Annotated in this window: 12 protein-coding genes; 10 read left to right on the forward strand and 2 right to left on the reverse strand. The window is 63.3% G+C overall.

Going from position 1 to position 16,296, the window contains the following annotated elements; translation table 11 throughout:
* Positions 1-54: 54 nt before the first annotated feature.
* The 7 genes from Q7T66_RS02090 (at position 55) to Q7T66_RS02120 (ending at position 11,058) form a co-directional block, all read left to right on the forward strand.
* Positions 55-6,066: an Hpt domain-containing protein gene (locus Q7T66_RS02090; RefSeq protein WP_304931599.1), complete on the forward strand. Its 6,012-nt coding sequence runs from the start codon at positions 55-57 to the stop codon at positions 6,064-6,066.
* Positions 6,067-6,163: 97 nt separating this feature from the next.
* Positions 6,164-6,751: a YqgE/AlgH family protein gene (locus Q7T66_RS02095; RefSeq protein ID WP_304931600.1), complete on the forward strand. Its 588-nt coding sequence runs from the start codon at positions 6,164-6,166 to the stop codon at positions 6,749-6,751.
* Positions 6,748-7,164, forward strand: a complete 417-nt coding sequence (gene ruvX, locus Q7T66_RS02100) for a Holliday junction resolvase RuvX (protein ID WP_304931601.1) — start codon at positions 6,748-6,750, stop codon at positions 7,162-7,164. Before Q7T66_RS02095 ends, ruvX begins: the two co-directional genes overlap by 4 nt.
* A gap of 65 nt (positions 7,165-7,229) precedes the next feature.
* Positions 7,230-7,742 (forward strand): bifunctional pyr operon transcriptional regulator/uracil phosphoribosyltransferase PyrR, encoded by a 513-nt coding sequence (gene pyrR / locus Q7T66_RS02105; RefSeq protein WP_304931602.1) that lies wholly within the window; start codon positions 7,230-7,232, stop codon positions 7,740-7,742.
* A 37-nt stretch (positions 7,743-7,779) separates the two neighbouring features.
* A complete protein-coding gene (locus tag Q7T66_RS02110; protein ID WP_304931712.1) occupies positions 7,780-8,742 on the forward strand; it encodes an aspartate carbamoyltransferase catalytic subunit in 963 nt (320 codons plus the stop codon).
* A gap of 232 nt (positions 8,743-8,974) precedes the next feature.
* Complete coding sequence (locus tag Q7T66_RS02115; protein ID WP_304931603.1) at positions 8,975-10,267, forward strand: dihydroorotase; 1,293 nt, start codon at positions 8,975-8,977, stop codon at positions 10,265-10,267.
* A gap of 5 nt (positions 10,268-10,272) precedes the next feature.
* The gene (locus tag Q7T66_RS02120; RefSeq protein ID WP_304931713.1) at positions 10,273-11,058 is read left to right on the forward strand and encodes a 1-acyl-sn-glycerol-3-phosphate acyltransferase; all 786 of its coding nucleotides are present in this window, start codon (positions 10,273-10,275) and stop codon (positions 11,056-11,058) included.
* Between the two features lie 84 nt (positions 11,059-11,142).
* Here the strand turns inward: Q7T66_RS02120 and Q7T66_RS02125 are convergent, their stop codons facing one another.
* Complete coding sequence (locus tag Q7T66_RS02125) at positions 11,143-12,207, reverse strand: ABC transporter ATP-binding protein (RefSeq protein WP_304931604.1); 1,065 nt, start codon at positions 12,205-12,207, stop codon at positions 11,143-11,145.
* 113 nt (positions 12,208-12,320) lie between these two features.
* Here Q7T66_RS02125 and Q7T66_RS02130 point away from each other — a divergent pair, with 113 nt between their 5' ends.
* Both Q7T66_RS02130 and Q7T66_RS02135 read left to right on the forward strand, forming a co-directional pair.
* Positions 12,321-13,931: an iron ABC transporter permease gene (locus tag Q7T66_RS02130; RefSeq protein WP_304931605.1), complete on the forward strand. Its 1,611-nt coding sequence runs from the start codon at positions 12,321-12,323 to the stop codon at positions 13,929-13,931.
* A gap of 68 nt (positions 13,932-13,999) precedes the next feature.
* A complete protein-coding gene (locus tag Q7T66_RS02135; RefSeq protein ID WP_304931606.1) occupies positions 14,000-14,227 on the forward strand; it encodes a sulfurtransferase TusA family protein in 228 nt (75 codons plus the stop codon).
* Between the two features lie 38 nt (positions 14,228-14,265).
* On the opposite strand, the gene galU is transcribed toward Q7T66_RS02135, so the two are convergent.
* Positions 14,266-15,147, reverse strand: coding sequence for a UTP--glucose-1-phosphate uridylyltransferase GalU (gene galU / locus Q7T66_RS02140; RefSeq protein WP_304931607.1), 882 nt, complete (start codon positions 15,145-15,147; stop codon positions 14,266-14,268).
* A 111-nt stretch (positions 15,148-15,258) separates the two neighbouring features.
* Here galU and Q7T66_RS02145 point away from each other — a divergent pair, with 111 nt between their 5' ends.
* The gene (locus Q7T66_RS02145) at positions 15,259-16,263 is read left to right on the forward strand and encodes a D-isomer specific 2-hydroxyacid dehydrogenase family protein (RefSeq protein WP_304931608.1); all 1,005 of its coding nucleotides are present in this window, start codon (positions 15,259-15,261) and stop codon (positions 16,261-16,263) included.
* Positions 16,264-16,296 lie beyond the last annotated feature (33 nt).

The following is a 16,296-nucleotide window of genomic DNA, read 5'->3' on the forward strand; positions in this document are numbered from 1 at the left end:
CAGGCCTGATTTTCCCTGTCCGTGACCTCCGATTTATGAACCGGCCTGCCATTTATGCAATCGAACGCCCCGAATTCATCAACTGCTGAACTCGATCTGGCCGTCAATGATCTGGGGCCGCTGGCCTGGGTACTGGACGAACTCCGGAAATCACTCGACGGGTCTGCCAAGGCCTTGAAGCGCTTTGTGCGGGACGCCGAGTTGGCGCGTGGCTCCGATCTCGCCGCCCTTGACGCCAGCCAGTTGCGCATAGCCCGCCAGCAATTGCACCAGGCCGTGGGCGCGCTGGAGATGGTGGGCTTGAGCGCGCCGGCACTGGTTTTGCGCGCAATGGAAGCGGCGGTGCAAAGGTTTGTCCAACGGCCTGAGCAATGCAATCAGGACGCAGTGGCCAAGGTCGAACGGGCCAGTTTTGCCCTGACCGAATACCTCGAAGGGGTGCTGGCGGACAAACCGGTGTCTGCCGTGTCCCTGTTTCCCCAGTACCGTGATATCCAGGGCTTGGTCGGCGCGGATCGCATTCATCCGGCGGATCTCTGGGTGTTTGAGTGGCGCTGGATAGAGCCGGCGCTGGCGTTAACCGTCGATGCCAGGGCTTACGACGATGCATCCAGGCAGTTGTTTGACCAGTTGGTATTGAAGATCATGCGCACGGGTGATCCGCAGGCGGCGCAAAGCCTCAGGGATGTGTGCCTGGGTTTCGCGCAAGCGCAAGCGCAGGGCGAACCCAGGGTGTTCTGGAAAATCGCTGCGGGTTATTTTGAGGCGCTGGCGCACGGTTTGCTGAAGGTCGATCTCTACGTCAAACGGGCGGCTTCGCGCGTCTTGCTGCAGTACGGGGCATTGGCCCAGGGCAGTACCGATGCGTCGGACCGGCTCGCGCAGGATCTGCTTTTCTTCTGTTCGCAAGCGGTGGCGCCTCGCGCCAGCGACACGCCGGTGTTGTCGGCGGTTCGCACAAGCTGCGGACTGGCCCGGTTCAAACCGGTTGACTATGAGGCGGTCCAGTTCGGACGCTTTGATCCGGCGCTGCTGGCACAAGCCCGCAAGCGGATTGTCTCGGTCAAGGAAACATGGTCTTCGCTGACAGCCGGAGAGGTCAACAAATTCAAGACCGTGGCCGACCAGTTCAGTCTGGTGACGGACTCGCTGGTCAAATTGCACCCGCCCAGCCAGCCGCTGGCGCTGGCCTTGTCGCGGGTCATTGATACCACGGTACGCTCGGCGCAAGTCCCGCCCATCGAACTGGCGCTGGAGGTGGCCACGGCCGTGCTCTACCTGGAGGCCGCCTTTGATGACCTCGATCCCAACGATCCGCAACTGGTGGTCCGTGCCGCCCGGCTCGCGGAGCGGCTTGAAAACGCCCGAACTGGCGGCGAAGCGCAGCCTCTTGAGCCCTGGATGGAAGAGCTGTACCGGCGCGTCAGTGACAAACAGACCATGGGAAGTGTCGTGGGCGAGCTGCGCATTGCTCTCGGTGAACTGGAAAAATCGCTGGATCTGTTTTTCCGAAATCCGCAGGACAAAACGGCGTTGACCGCCGTCCCCGGCCAGCTTTCGCAGATGCGGGGTGTTCTGTCCGTGCTGGGGCTTGACCAGGCCTCTCAGGCGGTTCTGCGTATGCGTGAAAGCGTAGAGCAAATGCTGGTGGAAGGTGACGAGAAGCTGGCCGATGCCGCCGTAGCGTTTGACCAACTGGGCAACAACCTGGGCGCATTGAGCTTTTTGATTGACATGCTCAATTACCAGCCTGCGCTGGCCAAAAAACTTTTTGTCTACGACGAACTGAAGGGCGAACTCAAACCCCTGATGGGGCGTATCCACACCGCCTTTGATGCTGCCGCCGCAGTGGCCGTCGACAGCGGCTTATCCCGGAAAGTGTTGTCCGTTGTTCAGGACGCCAAAGCGGGCGCCTCGGCCGAGAATTTGAGCATCAAGCTTGATGTTCTGGCAACCCACGCTGCGCTGGCCGACCAGCCGAGCCTCGCGCAGACCGCCCGTGACGCGGCTGTCGCCGTGGCTGGAAACAGTGAGAAGTCAGCCCCCGGTTCGCTGATGCATCTGGTTGCAGCCGCAGCGCCGGTCGCCGCGCCGGACGGCTCGGCGACCGCCTCCGTGGATTTGGAAGAAGACGACTTGCGCGATATTTTCCTGGAGGAAGCACGCGAGGTCGCCGGGCAGGCGCAAGCCGCTATTGCAGCGTTGGCCGATGAACCGAGGGATATCAGTGAGCTGACGATACTGCGCCGCGCTTTTCATACGCTCAAAGGCAGCTCACGCATGGTTGGGCTCAACGAGTTTGGCGAGGCCGCATGGTCGATGGAGCAAATGCTCAATGGCTGGCTGGCTGAACAAAAGCCCTCGAATGACGAATTCCGGACCTTGTGCGTACAGGCGATGGACGGGTTTTCCGCCTGGATTGAAGACATCGCGGCCAACCGCGACGCGTCGTGGAAATCCGCGGCGTTTCGCGCCAGCGCCGATGCCATGCGCGTGGAAGGACGTTTTAGCGCGCTCAGGTTGCCGGCAGCGCCTGCGGCGGTGCCGCAGCAGTCCGCACCGGCGAGCGCAGTCGTCCAAGCAGTGCAGGACACTCCCGACCTGCTGGTTGCACCGGGTCTGGATTTTGACTTTGTGCTGGAGGATGTGCAGACGCCGCCAGCCGGGCAGCCTCTGGCCGATATACAGGGCATTGACTTTGACAGCCTGTCTGCGCTGACGGGACTCAGTGCCGATGCTCCTGTGGCAGCTCAGGTACCGGTTGATGGTATTTTCGAGTTCGACATCGCAGAACTGGCGCCTGCGGCAGAGGCCAATCCGATCGAATTGTCGGTCACTGATTTTGATGCGCACTTCCTCACCCCAACCGTTTCCGAAGACCGGGCCGTTCAAGCGCCGTCCGCCTTGCAGGAGGTGCCCGGAACCTTGGGCGCTGAAGTTTTTGACTTTCCCGCCGAGCCGGCGCTCAGCGAAACTGCCGGGGACGAGCAGGTCAAGGCGATTGGCTCCTTGCGCATCGGTATTCCGTTGTACAACGTGTATTTGAACGAGGCTGACGAATGGTCCCGTCGGCTGGTGACTGAAGTCACGGAGTGGACGATGGAGCAGGACGGCCCCATCGGGGATTCGGCCCTGGCGCTGACCCATTCGCTGGCCGGCAGTTCGGCGACGGTCGGGTTTGAAGCCTTGTCGGAAATGGCCCGTGCGCTTGAGCATGCCTTGCAGCAGTCGCAAGTCCAGCATGGACGCGGAGGGGCCAGGCACAGCCAATTATTTATCGATGCTGCCGAAGATATTCGGCGCTTGCTGCATCAGTTTGCAGCCGGCTTTCTCAAGCAGCCCGACCCGAAGATTTTGCGGGCATTGCGCGAAATCGATTTTTCCGACCCGGGGGCTGCCGGGTCCCGTGTCGTCGAAAGTGCGAATGCCGCGGAAGTCAGCATCGAGCCGGTCGTGCCGGCGCCACCCATTGAGCCCGCGCAGGCGGCCAGCGCCAGCGCGCCCGCAGCAGGGCTGACTGCGCGCCTTATCGCCAAAGCAGTGGCCGATGGGCTCGTGGTTTTGCCGTCAGCGATGCATCCCGCCGCTCCTGCTGTTTCCGATGCGCCGGCGGCCGCCAAGCCGCCTGGGGCAGCCGCCTTCAGTGAAGACGTGGACGATGAGTTTGATGCGGTTGACGTGATCGATCCGGATCTGTTCCCGATTTTTGAAGAAGAGGGCGCCGAATTGATGCCGCAACTGGGCGGCGCTTTGCGGCAATGGGCGGCTCGCCCTGACAACCATGGCGTGCGCAACGAGGTGTTGCGCGTCCTGCACACCCTCAAGGGCAGTGCGCGGCTGGCCGGTGCGATGCGGCTGGGTGAAATGGCGCACCGCATCGAGTCCGATATCGAGCATCTGGGCACCGATGCGGCCGCTTCGCAGGATTTTGAATCGCTGCTGGTGACCTTTGACGCGATGCAAGCCAACTTCGAGGCCTTGCGTCACCCAGGCGCGGCGCCTGAAGCGCGGGCACCTCTTCAACCTTTGGCGCAGCCTGCCCAGGCAGAGGGCCGGGTACCGGCTGACGCGCAAGAGGCGCAGAACAAGAACACCCCTGCTGTGGGGGCGCAGCCTGTCGGCCGCAAAGTCACGAGTTCCCTGGCACAGGCCACAGCATTGCAGCCTTTGAGAACGGCTGCCTCAGGCTCGATACGCGTGCGTTCGCAGTTGCTCGACCGCATGGTCAACCAGGCCGGCGAGGTCATGATCACGCGGTCCCGTCTGGAGGCCGAGCTGAACCAGTTGCGAGGTTCGCTCGACGATCTGAGCGGCAACTTGGACCGTTTGCGCGCGCAACTGCGTGACGTTGAACTTCACTCTGAAACACAGATGCAGTCGCGCCTGCAGCAGGCCAAGGAAGCGCAGCTCGGCTTTGACCCGCTGGAGTTCGACCGCTTTACACGGGTGCAGGAACTGACCCGCATGATGGCCGAGTCGGTCAACGACGTGGCAACCGTGCAGCGGACCTTGCAGCGAACGGTCGAAGCGACCGAGGACGATTTGATCGCCCAGGCGCGCCAGACCCGTGAATTGCAGCGCGATCTGCTGCGCACCCGCATGGTGGAGTTCGAAGGCATTTCCGAACGGCTGTACCGCGTGGTACGCCAGGCTTCGAAGGAAACCGGCAAGCAGGTCCGCCTTGATCTGCAGGGCGGCACCATCGAGATGGACCGCGGCATGCTGGACCGCATGACACCGGCGTTCGAACACTTGCTGCGCAATTGCGTGGCCCATGGCATTGAATCTCCCCAGGCCCGCGCGGACGCGGGCAAAGACCCGAGCGGCCTGATCACCGTGAGCCTGCTGCAATCAGGCAATGACGTGTCTGTCGAGTTCAGCGACGATGGCGCCGGCCTGAATTTGCAGCGTATCCGGGAGAAGGCGCTTGCCTCGGGCTTGCTGGCGCCAGGCCGGCAGATCGGTGACGACGAAGCCGCCAACATGATCTTCATGCCCGGCTTTACCACCGCCTCCCAGGTCACCGAACTGGCCGGTCGGGGCATCGGCATGGATGTGGTGCGCGCGGAGGTCAACGCGCTGGGCGGCCACATTGAGACCAGCACGGTGGCCGGCAAAGGCACCAGCTTCAAGCTGGTGTTGCCGCTGACCACGGCGGTGACGCAGGTGGTCATGCTGCGCGCGGGCACCTCCTTGGTGGGTGTGCCGGCGAACGTGGTTGAAACCGTGCGCCGGATTTCAGCGAAGGATTTGCAGCAGGCCTATAACACGGGTGTGCTTGATGTCGCCGGCGAGGCCGTTCCGTTCTTTTGGTCAGGCGCTTTGCTGCAGGCCTCGCGCCGCAGCAGCGAGTCGCAAGGAAAAACCGCCTCGGTGCTTGTCTTCCGCAGTGCCGCCCAACGGCTCGCGCTGCACGTCGATGAAGTTCTCGGCAACCAGGAGGTGGTGGTTAAAAACCTCGGTCCCCAATTGTCGCGTCTACCGGGTCTGGCCGGCATGTCGGTGCTGGCCTCGGGCGCGGTGGTGCTGATCTACAACCCGGTGGCTTTGGCCACCGTGTATGGCCAACAGGCGCGCGCATGGAGTTCCGACAGCGCCGAGCCGCACATGCTGGAGCAGTCCGGTGTTCAAACGGCTACGGAGGGGCGTGCGCCTGTCGCCTTGCCGGCGGCGGCAGTGTCACAAATTCCGCTGATCCTGGTGGTCGATGATTCCATCACGGTGCGGCGCGTGACGCAGCGCCTGTTGCAGCGCGAGGGTTATCGCGTGTCCATGGCGGCCGATGGGTTGCAGGCCCTGGAGCGCCTGCAGGAAGAGCGGCCCACGGTGGTGCTGTCCGACATTGAAATGCCGCGCATGGATGGTTTCGATCTGGCGCGCAATATCCGGGGCGATGTGCGCCTGAGTCGTTTGCCCATCATCATGATCACGTCGCGCATTGCCGAAAAGCACCGCGAACACGCCAAAGAGCTCGGCGTCGACCATTACCTGGGCAAGCCTTACGCCGAAGATGCGTTGCTCAGCCTGATTCGCCACTATTGCACCGCAGAGGCCCCGGTTTCATAGGAAGAAAGAAAGCCTTTTCCCCTTGCTGCAAGCGCGCTGGCGCTGCATGGCGATGGTTTTTCTTCCCGCTCAGGCCCGCTGTGCGTAAAATGGCGGCATGGCCATGGATTTTGCATCGATCAACCTGACGCATCACTTTTTGATTGCCATGCCCGGACTGGATGACGAGGCTTTTGCAAAAAGCGTGGTCTACATGTGCGAGCACAGCGACCGTGGCGCGCTGGGGCTGGTGATCAACAAGCCCAGCGAGATCAACCTCAAAAGCCTGTTCGACAAGGTGGCGCTGCCATTGCGGCGCAGTGATCTGACCGAATCCCCGGTGTTCCAGGGCGGCCCGGTGCAGACCGAGCGGGGCTTTGTGCTGCACGAGTGCATGCTCGCGGGCAGCGAATCGGTGTATGCCTCGACCATGACGATTCCTGGCGGGCTGGAGATGACCACCTCCAAGGACGTGCTCGAAGCCTTGTCGACCGGGGCCGGGCCGCGCAAGGTGTTTGTCTCGCTGGGTTATTCGGCTTGGGGGGAGGGTCAGTTGGAGTCCGAGATCTCCGCCAATAGCTGGCTGACCGTCGAGGCGGACCTGTCGCTGATTTTCGACACGCCGGTCGCGCAGCGTTACGACAAGGCGCTGATGTTGCTTGGCCTGCAGAGCTGGATGCTGTCGCCCGAGGCAGGGCACGCATGAGCGCAGTGGCTCAGCCTGCCATGACCGCTGACCTGCAAACATTCCTCGCTTTCGATTTTGGCCTCAAGCGTACCGGCGTCGCCACCGGCAACCGGCTCACGCGCACCGCCACACCGCAAGGCAGCATTGCCGCCGAGGGCGATGCCCGTTTTTCGGCCATCGCCCTGAAAATCAGCGAGTGGCAACCCGATGCGCTGGTGGTGGGCATTCCTTTCCACCCCGACGGCGCCAGCCACGACAATACCGTTCGCGCCCTGAAATTTGCCCGTCAGTTGCGCGGCCGGTTTGGCCTGCAGGTGTTCGAGGTTGATGAGCGCTACAGCACCACCGAGGCTTTGTCCCAGGGCGCATCCGATGCGGATGCGGCGTCTGCCTGCATAATTCTGGAGCAGTTTTTAAGGAGCCTTTCATGAGCAGTGCGGAACCGCTTCAACCGGAGAAGGTCCCCTCGGGAGGGCAGCGAAGCGTGAGGACCGATATGACCAGCTTGACCCTGGATGCCGAAGCGCTGTACCGCGAGGTCCTTCGCGGCATGCAGCAGCTCGTGACGACCCATGCTCAAGCGCCCCGGCTGGTGGGCGTGGCTTCCGGCGGCGTCTGGCTGGCCGAGCGCCTGCGCACCGACCTGGCTCTGGCGGACGAGGTGGGCACACTGTCTTCTGCCATGCACCGTGACGATTTTTCCCGGCGCGGCCTATCGGCCGGCGGCCAGACCGTGCTGCCTTTCGATGTCAACGGGGCCGACCTGATCGTGCTCGACGACGTGCTCTACACCGGTCGCACCATTCGTGCGGTGCTCAACGAGCTGTTTGATTACGGCCGGCCGGCCAGCGTCAAACTGGTGGTGCTGGTAGACCGGGGCGGGCGCGAACTGCCGATACAGCCCGACTTTGCTGCTGCCCGCGTGGCCCTGCCGGCGTCGCAGTCGCTGGCGCTGGCGCGCGATGACGACGGCCATTTCAGTTTCCAAGTGCAAGGAGTCACGGCATGAAGCCTTGCGCCCTGGCGGCCTTGCGGAAGGCTTGACCATGTTGTACCGACGAAATCCGCAGCTCAACAAAAACGGCGAACTGATTCATCTGCTGTCCACTGAAGGACTGCCCAAAGCCACACTGACGCAAATTCTCGACACTGCCGCCAGCTTTGTCAGCGTCAGCGACCGTGAGGTCAAAAAAGTGCCCTTGCTGCGCGGCAAAAGCGTCTTCAACCTCTTTTTCGAAAATTCCACCCGCACCCGCACCACGTTCGAGATCGCGGCCACGCGGCTGTCGGCCGATGTGATCAACCTCGACATCGCACGCTCGTCGGCTTCCAAGGGCGAGTCGTTGCTCGACACCATCTCCAACCTGAGCGCGATGGCCGCCGACCTGTTCGTGGTGCGGCACGGCGAATCGGGCGCGCCCTACCTGATCGCGCAGCACGTGGCACCCCATGTGCATGTGATCAACGCCGGCGACGGCCGCCATGCGCACCCGACGCAGGGCTTGCTCGACATGTACACCATTCGCCACTACAAAAAAGACTTCAGCCAGCTCACGGTGGCGATTGTCGGCGACGTGCTGCACTCGCGCGTGGCCCGCTCGGACATCCACGCGCTGACCACACTGGGTTGCCCTGAAGTGCGGGTGGTGGGCCCGAAAACCCTGGTGCCGGCCGACATGGCGCAAATGGGTGTGCGCGTCTGCCATACGTTGGAGGAGGGCATCAAGGGGGCGGATGTGATCATCATGCTCAGGCTGCAGAGCGAACGCATGTCCGGCGCCTTGCTGCCCAGCAGCCAGGAGTTCTTCAAAAGCTTCGGCCTGACCAACGACAAGCTGAAGCTTGCCAAACCCGACGCCATCGTCATGCACCCCGGCCCGATCAACCGCGGCGTCGAGATCGACTCTGCCGTGGTTGATGGTGCGCAAAGCGTGATCCTGCCGCAGGTCACCTTCGGCATCGCCGTGCGCATGGCCGTCATGAGCATTGTTGCCGGGAATGAAGCATGAACATGGACCCCCACGCTTGTCGCTTCGCGTGCCTATGGCGGTGCGCCGCCCCTTGCACGGGAAAAAGGGGCTGTGCTTGCTTGGGGCGGCCCTGCGCGGCGCACTTCGGCCCCCACGCTTGTCGCTTCGCGTACTGCGCTGCCCCCCGAGGGGGCGCATTTTTCCTTGGGGCGGCCCGGCGGAAAAACTTCGACCCCCACGCTTGTCGCTTCGCGTGCCGCGGAGAACCAACATGAAGCTATTGATCAAGAACGGACGCGTGATCGACCCGGCCTCCGGGCTCGACGAAATCGGTGATGTGGCGATTGCCGCCGGGCGCATTTTGTCGCTGAAAAACACGGTTGCGGATTTCACGCCGAACCGCACGCTTGACGCCACGGGCTGCATCGTCGCGCCCGGGCTGATCGACCTGTCGGCGCGCCTGCGGGAACCGGGTTACGAACACGAAGGCATGCTGGAAAGCGAGCTGGCGGCCGCCGTGGCGGGCGGTGTGACCAGCCTGGTCTGCCCGCCCGACACCGATCCGGTGCTCGACGAGCCCGGTCTGGTCGAGATGCTCAAATTCCGCGCCGAAAAGCTGCACCAGTCGCGCGTGTTTCCGCTGGGCGCCCTGACGCGCGCGCTGCAAGGCGAGGCGCTGACGGAAATGGTCGAGCTGACGGAGGCCGGCTGCGTCGGTTTCAGCCAGGCCGATGTGCCGCTGGCCAACACCCAGGTCCTGCTGCGTGCGCTGCAATATGCCGCCAGCTTTGGCTACACCGTCTGGCTGCGTCCGCAGGACAGTTGGCTGGGCGGCGGCGTGGCCGCCAGCGGGGCGCTGGCCACCCGTCTCGGCCTGAGCGGCGTGCCGGTGGTGGCGGAAACCATCGCGCTGCACACCTTGTTCGAGCTGGTGCGCGCCACCGGTGCGCGCGTCCATGTCTGCCGCGTCAGCAGCGCCGCAGGGGTGGCCTTGCTGGCCCAGGCCAAGGCCGAAGGGTTGGGCGTGACCGCCGATGTCAGCATCAACAGCCTGCACCTGCTCGATACCGACATTGGCTACTTTGACAGCCGCATGCGCCTGAACCCGCCGCTGCGCCAGCAGCGCGACCGCGATGCGCTGCGCCAGGCGCTGCTTGACGGCACCATCGACGCGCTGGTGTCCGATCACACGCCCGTGGAAGCCGATGCGAAAACCCTGCCTTTTGCCGAAGCCGAACCGGGGGCGACCGGGCTGGAGCTGTTGCTGGGCCTGGCCTGCAAGTGGGGCCGGGACAGCGGTGTGGGTTTGCCCCGCGCTCTGGCGGTGCTCACCAGTGAGCCGGCCCGCATACTCGGCAGTTCACTGGGTGCTTTGCAAGCCAGCGCCGGGCAGTTGGTTCAGGGCGGCGTGGCCGATGTCTGCGTGTTCGATGCGCAGTCCGAGTGGACGGTCCAGCCCGATACGCTGCGCAGCCAGGGCAAGCACACACCGTTTTCCGGCTACCCGTTGCCAACCCGTGTGCGCTGGACCCTGGTCGGTGGGCAACTCGCTTACGAGGCTTGACCGGCATGGATCGGGCAAGGGCGGTCTGGCGCCTGCTGTGGGCCTTGGGCCATATTGCCGGGGGCATCTGGACCATTTTGACCCTGTTTCCAAAACTTGGGCAAATCGAGAAAGAAGCGCGCGTTCATGCCTGGGCCCAGGCCATGCTGCGGGGGGTGGGCATCACGCTGGCCGTCCAGGGCATTCCTGTGGCCGGCGGCCCCGCGCTGCTGGTAGCCAACCACTTGTCCTGGCTGGACATCGTGGTGATGCATGCCGCGCGCTACTGCCGCTTTGTCTCCAAGTCCGACATCAAACACTGGCCGCTGGTAGGCACGCTGGCGGGCGGTGCCGGCACCTTGTACATCGAGAGGGATTCCAAGCGCGATGCCCATCGTGTCGTGCATCACATGGTCGAGCGCCTGCAGCTCGGCGAGGTGCTTGCCGTGTTTCCCGAAGGAACGACTGGCGACAGCATCAGTCTCAAGCCGTTTCACGCCAACTTGCTCCAGGCGGCGATTTCTGTGGATGCACCGGTGCAGCCGATGGCATTGCGTTTTATTGACGCCGGCAGCGGGCAAACCAGTTTTGCGCCGCGTTATATCGATGACGACTCCATTTTCGTGTCGATCTGGGAAACCCTGTGCGTCAAAAACCTTCGCGCCGACGTGATTTTCGGCGCACCCCAACGCTGCGCCGGCCGGGACCGGCGCACCTGGGCGGCCGATCTGCAAAGAGAAGTCGAGCGCCTGCGCAGCGGCCCGCCCCAGGGCGGCTCAATCGGGTGTGTCGCGCGCTCACCCAAAAGGTGAAGTTCGTCGTGGTCAAGAATGTCAGCATTCATGAGCATCTCCAGCGGAAAATGAGCGGTCAACTGCGGTTTCTAGGTTTAAAGCCTATTCGCGCGGGAAAGTCACCACGTGATCGACCTCGGCCCGAATGCCAATCCATTCGCCGAGCGCATGGTCGTGGTGCGAAGGCACATGCGCCATCACGGTTTCCCCGGTCTGGAGCTGCAGCGTGTACAAAAACTCGGAGCCGCGAAATGCCTTGCGTAAAATCTGCGCCCTCACCGGGGCCGCATCGTCATGCACGATGTCGTCGGCGCGCAGCAGCACGTCGCACACGCCATCGGGATAGGCGCCGGGCAGCGGGCATTCCAGCATGTCGTTCAAGTCACCCAGCGCGGTATGCACCACCACGTTGTCGCCGTGCTGCGTAATCTGGGCGTGGATAAACACGCCATGGCCAATGAAGTCGGCGACAAAGCGGGTTGCGGGCCGATGGTAAAGCGCGTAAGCGTCGTCCCACTGGTGCAACCGGCCTTCATGCATGACGCCGATCCGGTCACCGATGGCAAAAGCTTCGAGCTGATCGTGCGTGACAAACAGCGCCGTGGTGCCGGCCAGTTTCAAAATGCCGCGCACCTCGTGCGCCAGGCGTTCGCGCAAGTCCACGTCCAGGTTGGAAAAAGGTTCGTCCAGCAGCAGCAGGCGCGGCTTGGGGGCCAGGGCGCGCGCCAAAGCCACCCGTTGCTGCTGACCCCCTGACAATTCATGCGGGTAGCGTTTGTGTACATTGCCCAGGCCGACCAGGTCCAGCACTTCGCTGACACGTTGCTGGCGCTGCGCCGGCTTCAAGTGCGCCAGGCCAAACGCCACGTTGTGCCCGGCGTCCAGATGCGGAAACAGCGCGTAGTCCTGAAACACCATACCGATGCGGCGTTCTTCGGCGGGCACATGGCGATGGCTGCTGCTGACGGTTTCTTGCGCCAGCAAGAGGGTGCCGGCCTGGACCCGCTCCAGGCCGGCGACCGCGCGCAGCAAAGTGGTTTTTCCACAGCCGGAAGGCCCGATCAGGACGCCGATCTCCCCGGCCAGCAAACCGAGCGACACGCCGTCCACGGCGGGACGGGAGCGGCCCGCATACTGCACCACCAGGTGGGAAAGGTTCAAAAACATTCCCCCGATTGTAGATGCTTACAATTCTCATTTGCGCCGGCTTGACGTCAAGACGGCCTGCTGGCGCGGATATCAGGCCTGATCGGCGATAGCCCGCCTTTTTTTGGGACATCATGCTTCGTCGTTTCATCTCGTCCGTCCTGTTGTTTCTGCTAATGGCCGTGCTCACGCTGCCCGTGCTGGCGGTGCTGCTGTCCTGGCTTGAGCTCGATGCCCAGGCCCTGCCCATCCTGCGGCAAATGCTGCAGACCGTTTTGCCCGAGTACGCCTTCACCTCGCTGCTGCTGTGCCTGTCGGTGGCCCTGGGTGTTGCGGGGGTCGGCATGGGCACAGCCAGCGCGGTGACGCTGTTCGAGTTTCCGGGTCGGCGGTTTTTCTCCTGGGCGCTGCTGCTGCCGCTGGCCATGCCGGCCTATGTGGTGGCCTATGCGTATACCGATTTTTTGCAATATGCCGGACCCTTGCAAAGCTGGCTCCGTGCCAGCATGGGACTGCAGGGCAGGCTGTTGCCGGAAATACGCAGCCTGGGCGGTGCGGTGCTGGTCTTCACGGTCGCCCTGTACCCCTATGTCTATTTGCTGGCGCGGACCGCGCTGTCCGAGCGGGCGGTGCATCTGATGGAAGCCGCCCGGCTGCTGGGCGCGCCGCTATCCCGCCGCATCCGCGAAGTCGCGTTGCCGCTGGCCCGCCCGGCGGTGGCGGCCGGCGTGGCGCTGGCATTGATGGAGACCCTGGCCGACTTTGGCGTGTCCAGCTACTTCGGCATTCAAACTTTCACAGCCGGCATTTACAAAGCCTGGCTGGCCATGGACAACCGCCTGGCCGCTGCCCAACTGGCCACGGCCTTGCTGCTGGTGGTGGCCGTGTTGCTGAAGATTGAGCATCAGGCGCAAAAGCGCATGCGTTTTGCCGGCAGCCGAGGCGGCCGCGCCGGCGCGGCGGACGCCGCGCCCATCCCGCTGAGCGGCCTGCGGGCCGGCATGGCGTGGGCGGTGTGCGCGCTGCCCATTGCACTGGGTTTTGTGTTGCCGGTGCTGTTCATGCTGCGTCCCCTGGTTGCGGGCTGGGGGGAGCTGCCGTGGACGCAGTTTGTGCGCTGGTCATTGAACAGCCTGGGGCTGGCCAGCCTGAGCGCCGCGCTGGCCACGGGGGTGGCCCTCAGTCTGGCCTTCGCGCTGCGCCACCAGCCCCATGCGCTGACACGCGCCGCCGTGCAACTGGCCAGCCTGGGTTACGCCGTGCCCGGCGCCGTGATCGTGGTGGGTTTGCTGTTGCCGGTGGGCTGGCTGCAGGCCGCGGCTCCGCAAACCGCCGCAGGCTACTGGATCACCTCGACGGTGCTGGGCATTGTCTGGGCCTACCTGGTGCGCTTCACGGCGGTGGCGCTACAGTCCGTGCAGAGCGGCTACTCGCGCATTCCCACCAGTTTTGACGACAGCGCGCGGATGCTGGGCAGCACGGGCGCCGCGCTGTTGGCCAGGGTGCATTGGCCCTTGCTCAAACGCTCCGTGGGAGCTGCCGGGCTGCTGGTGTTCGTCGATGTGATGAAGGAACTGCCCGCCACGCTGGTGCTGCGGCCGTTCAACAGCGACACGCTGGCCGTGGTGACCTACCAGTTGGCCAGAGACGAGCGCCTGGGCGAGGCGGCCCTGCCTGCGCTGGCGCTGGTGCTGGTGGGGCTGTTGCCGGTGCTGCTGCTGGGTCGCACACTGCGTGCCAGATAAGACCTGAAAAAAACAGAGAGGCCGATTCGCGGAATTGCTTAAAATAGCAGCGATCCAAGGACAAACGCATGCACATCGACAAAGAACTCGACACCCGCGGCCTGAACTGCCCCCTGCCTATCCTGAAGGCCAAAAAGGCACTGGCCGAGATGAGCAGCGGGCAACTGCTTCGGGTGGTGTCGACCGACTCAGGTTCCACCCGCGACTTCATGGCCTTTGCCAAACAGACCGGCAACGAGCTGGTGGACCAGCAAACAGAAGGTGGCGACTTCATCCACGTGCTCAAACGCCGCTGACTCGTCCCCACGCTTGTCGCTTCGCGCCTTTTAAGGTCTCAGCGCACCTGAAGGTTTTTCAGATAGTTGCGGAAGTGCTCGCCAACTTCCGGATGCGCCAGCGCGAGTTCGACCGTGGCTTCGAGAAAACCTTCCTTGCTGCCACAGTCGTAGCGCTTGCCGCTGTACTGGAAGGCATAGACACCTTCCTCCGTCATCAGTCCGGCAATTCCGTCGGTCAGTTGAATCTCACCGCCGACGCCGCTGGACTGATTGCGAATGTGTTTGAACACATTGGGCGTCAAAATGTAGCGCCCAGCCACCCCCATGCGGGAAGGCGCCACACCCGGCGCGGGTTTTTCGACCATCTGGGTGACTTTCATCAACTGCTCGCTGACGGGTTCTCCCGCGACGATGCCGTAGCGCCGCGTGTGGGCCAAAGGCACCTCCTGCACCGCCAGCAACGATTGCTGCAGTTGCTCAAATTGGGCCGCCATCTGGGCCAGCACCGGCGGTGTGCCGACCATCAGATCGTCGGCCAGCAGCACGGCAAACGGTTCATGGCCGACCAGATGCTCGGCGCATAAAACCGCGTGGCCCAGGCCCAGCGAGCGCGGCTGGCGGACATAGGCGCAATTCATGTCGTCGGGTTGCACGGAGCGCACCAAGGCCAGCAAATCCTGTTTGTGAGCGGTTGCCAGCTCGGTTTCCAGTTCGTAGGCGGTGTCAAAGTGGTCTTCGATGGCCCGTTTATTGCGTCCTGTGACGAAAATCATGTGGCGTATGCCGGCTGCGTAGGCTTCTTCGACCGCGTACTGAATCAGCGGCTTGTCCACCACCGGCAGCATTTCCTTGGGCTGGGCCTTGGTGGCCGGCAAAAAGCGCGTTCCCAAGCCGGCAACCGGGAACACGGCCTTGTTTAAAGTTGTGACTTTTTTCATCGACATCGTTTTTGAATGGGGCTAGAGTGTCTCGATATTGACACAGACCGGCAACCCGACTGATTGCAAAAATAACAACGCGTACCGCGGCCAGTAAAAAAGGGACTTTGCATGGACATCTTACTTCTTGACGCATTGGTTCCCGAAGCCATGGCCTGGCTCCGGACCCGGCACAGCGTCGACTATCGTCCCGAATTGGCGGACGACCTCGTTGCCTTGCGTAAAGCGGCCTATAAAACCCGCGGCGTCGTGTTTCCCCGCCACACCGTCGTGACCCGTGACTTTCTTGATTTTCTGCCCAGGCTCAAGGCTGTCTGCCGGCTGCACGTGGGCACCGACAACACCGATCTGGAAGCTTGCAATGAGCGCGGAATCAAGGTCATCCATGCCAGCAGTGCCAATGTGCGCTCCAATGCCGAATACCTGCTGAGCGGCTTGCTGCTGCTGTACCGGCGCGGTATCGTCTCGGCCTTGATGGGGCGGCGTCACCCGACGGCCCAGATGGGCCGCGAACTGCACGGCAGCACCGTCGGCATTCTGGGCCTGGCCCCGACCGCGCACACGCTGGCAGGCATGCTCACGGGCTTGGGTGTGCGCCTGATCGGTTATGACCCGGCCGTCCACCATACGGCCCCGATCTGGGAGCGTTTGCACATTCAACCCGTGACCCTGACCGAGCTGGTCAGCCAGTCCGATGCGGTGTCGGTGCAGATGCTGTATGCCACGCGCTTTCGCGGTTTTGTGAACGACAAGCTGCTGGCGGCCTGCAAGATCGGACAGTTGTGGGTGGGCATCAGTCGCAGTGCCCTGTTCGACGAAGCCGCTTTGGCCGGCGCCTTGTGTGATGGCCGTATCGAAGCCTGCGTTCTGGACGGTGCCGAAGACAATTTCATCCGTGAAGGCTCACCGGTCAGTGGGCTGAAAAACCTGTTCATCACGCCCCGGCTGGGTTCACACACCCGCGAAGCGCGCCTGCGCTCGAGCTGGTATGTGGCGCATCGCATCCATGAAGCCATCACGGCGGAGGAGCGCGGCGTGGACAGTGTGCCGACCAGCGCACCGATGGAACTGGAACTGCCCGGCGCCGTATCGCCCTCGCAGTGGTCCGAACCGTGATTCGTGGCTCGCTGAGTGTGGCCTCCACGCTTG

This window comes from Herminiimonas sp. (assembly GCF_030655415.1).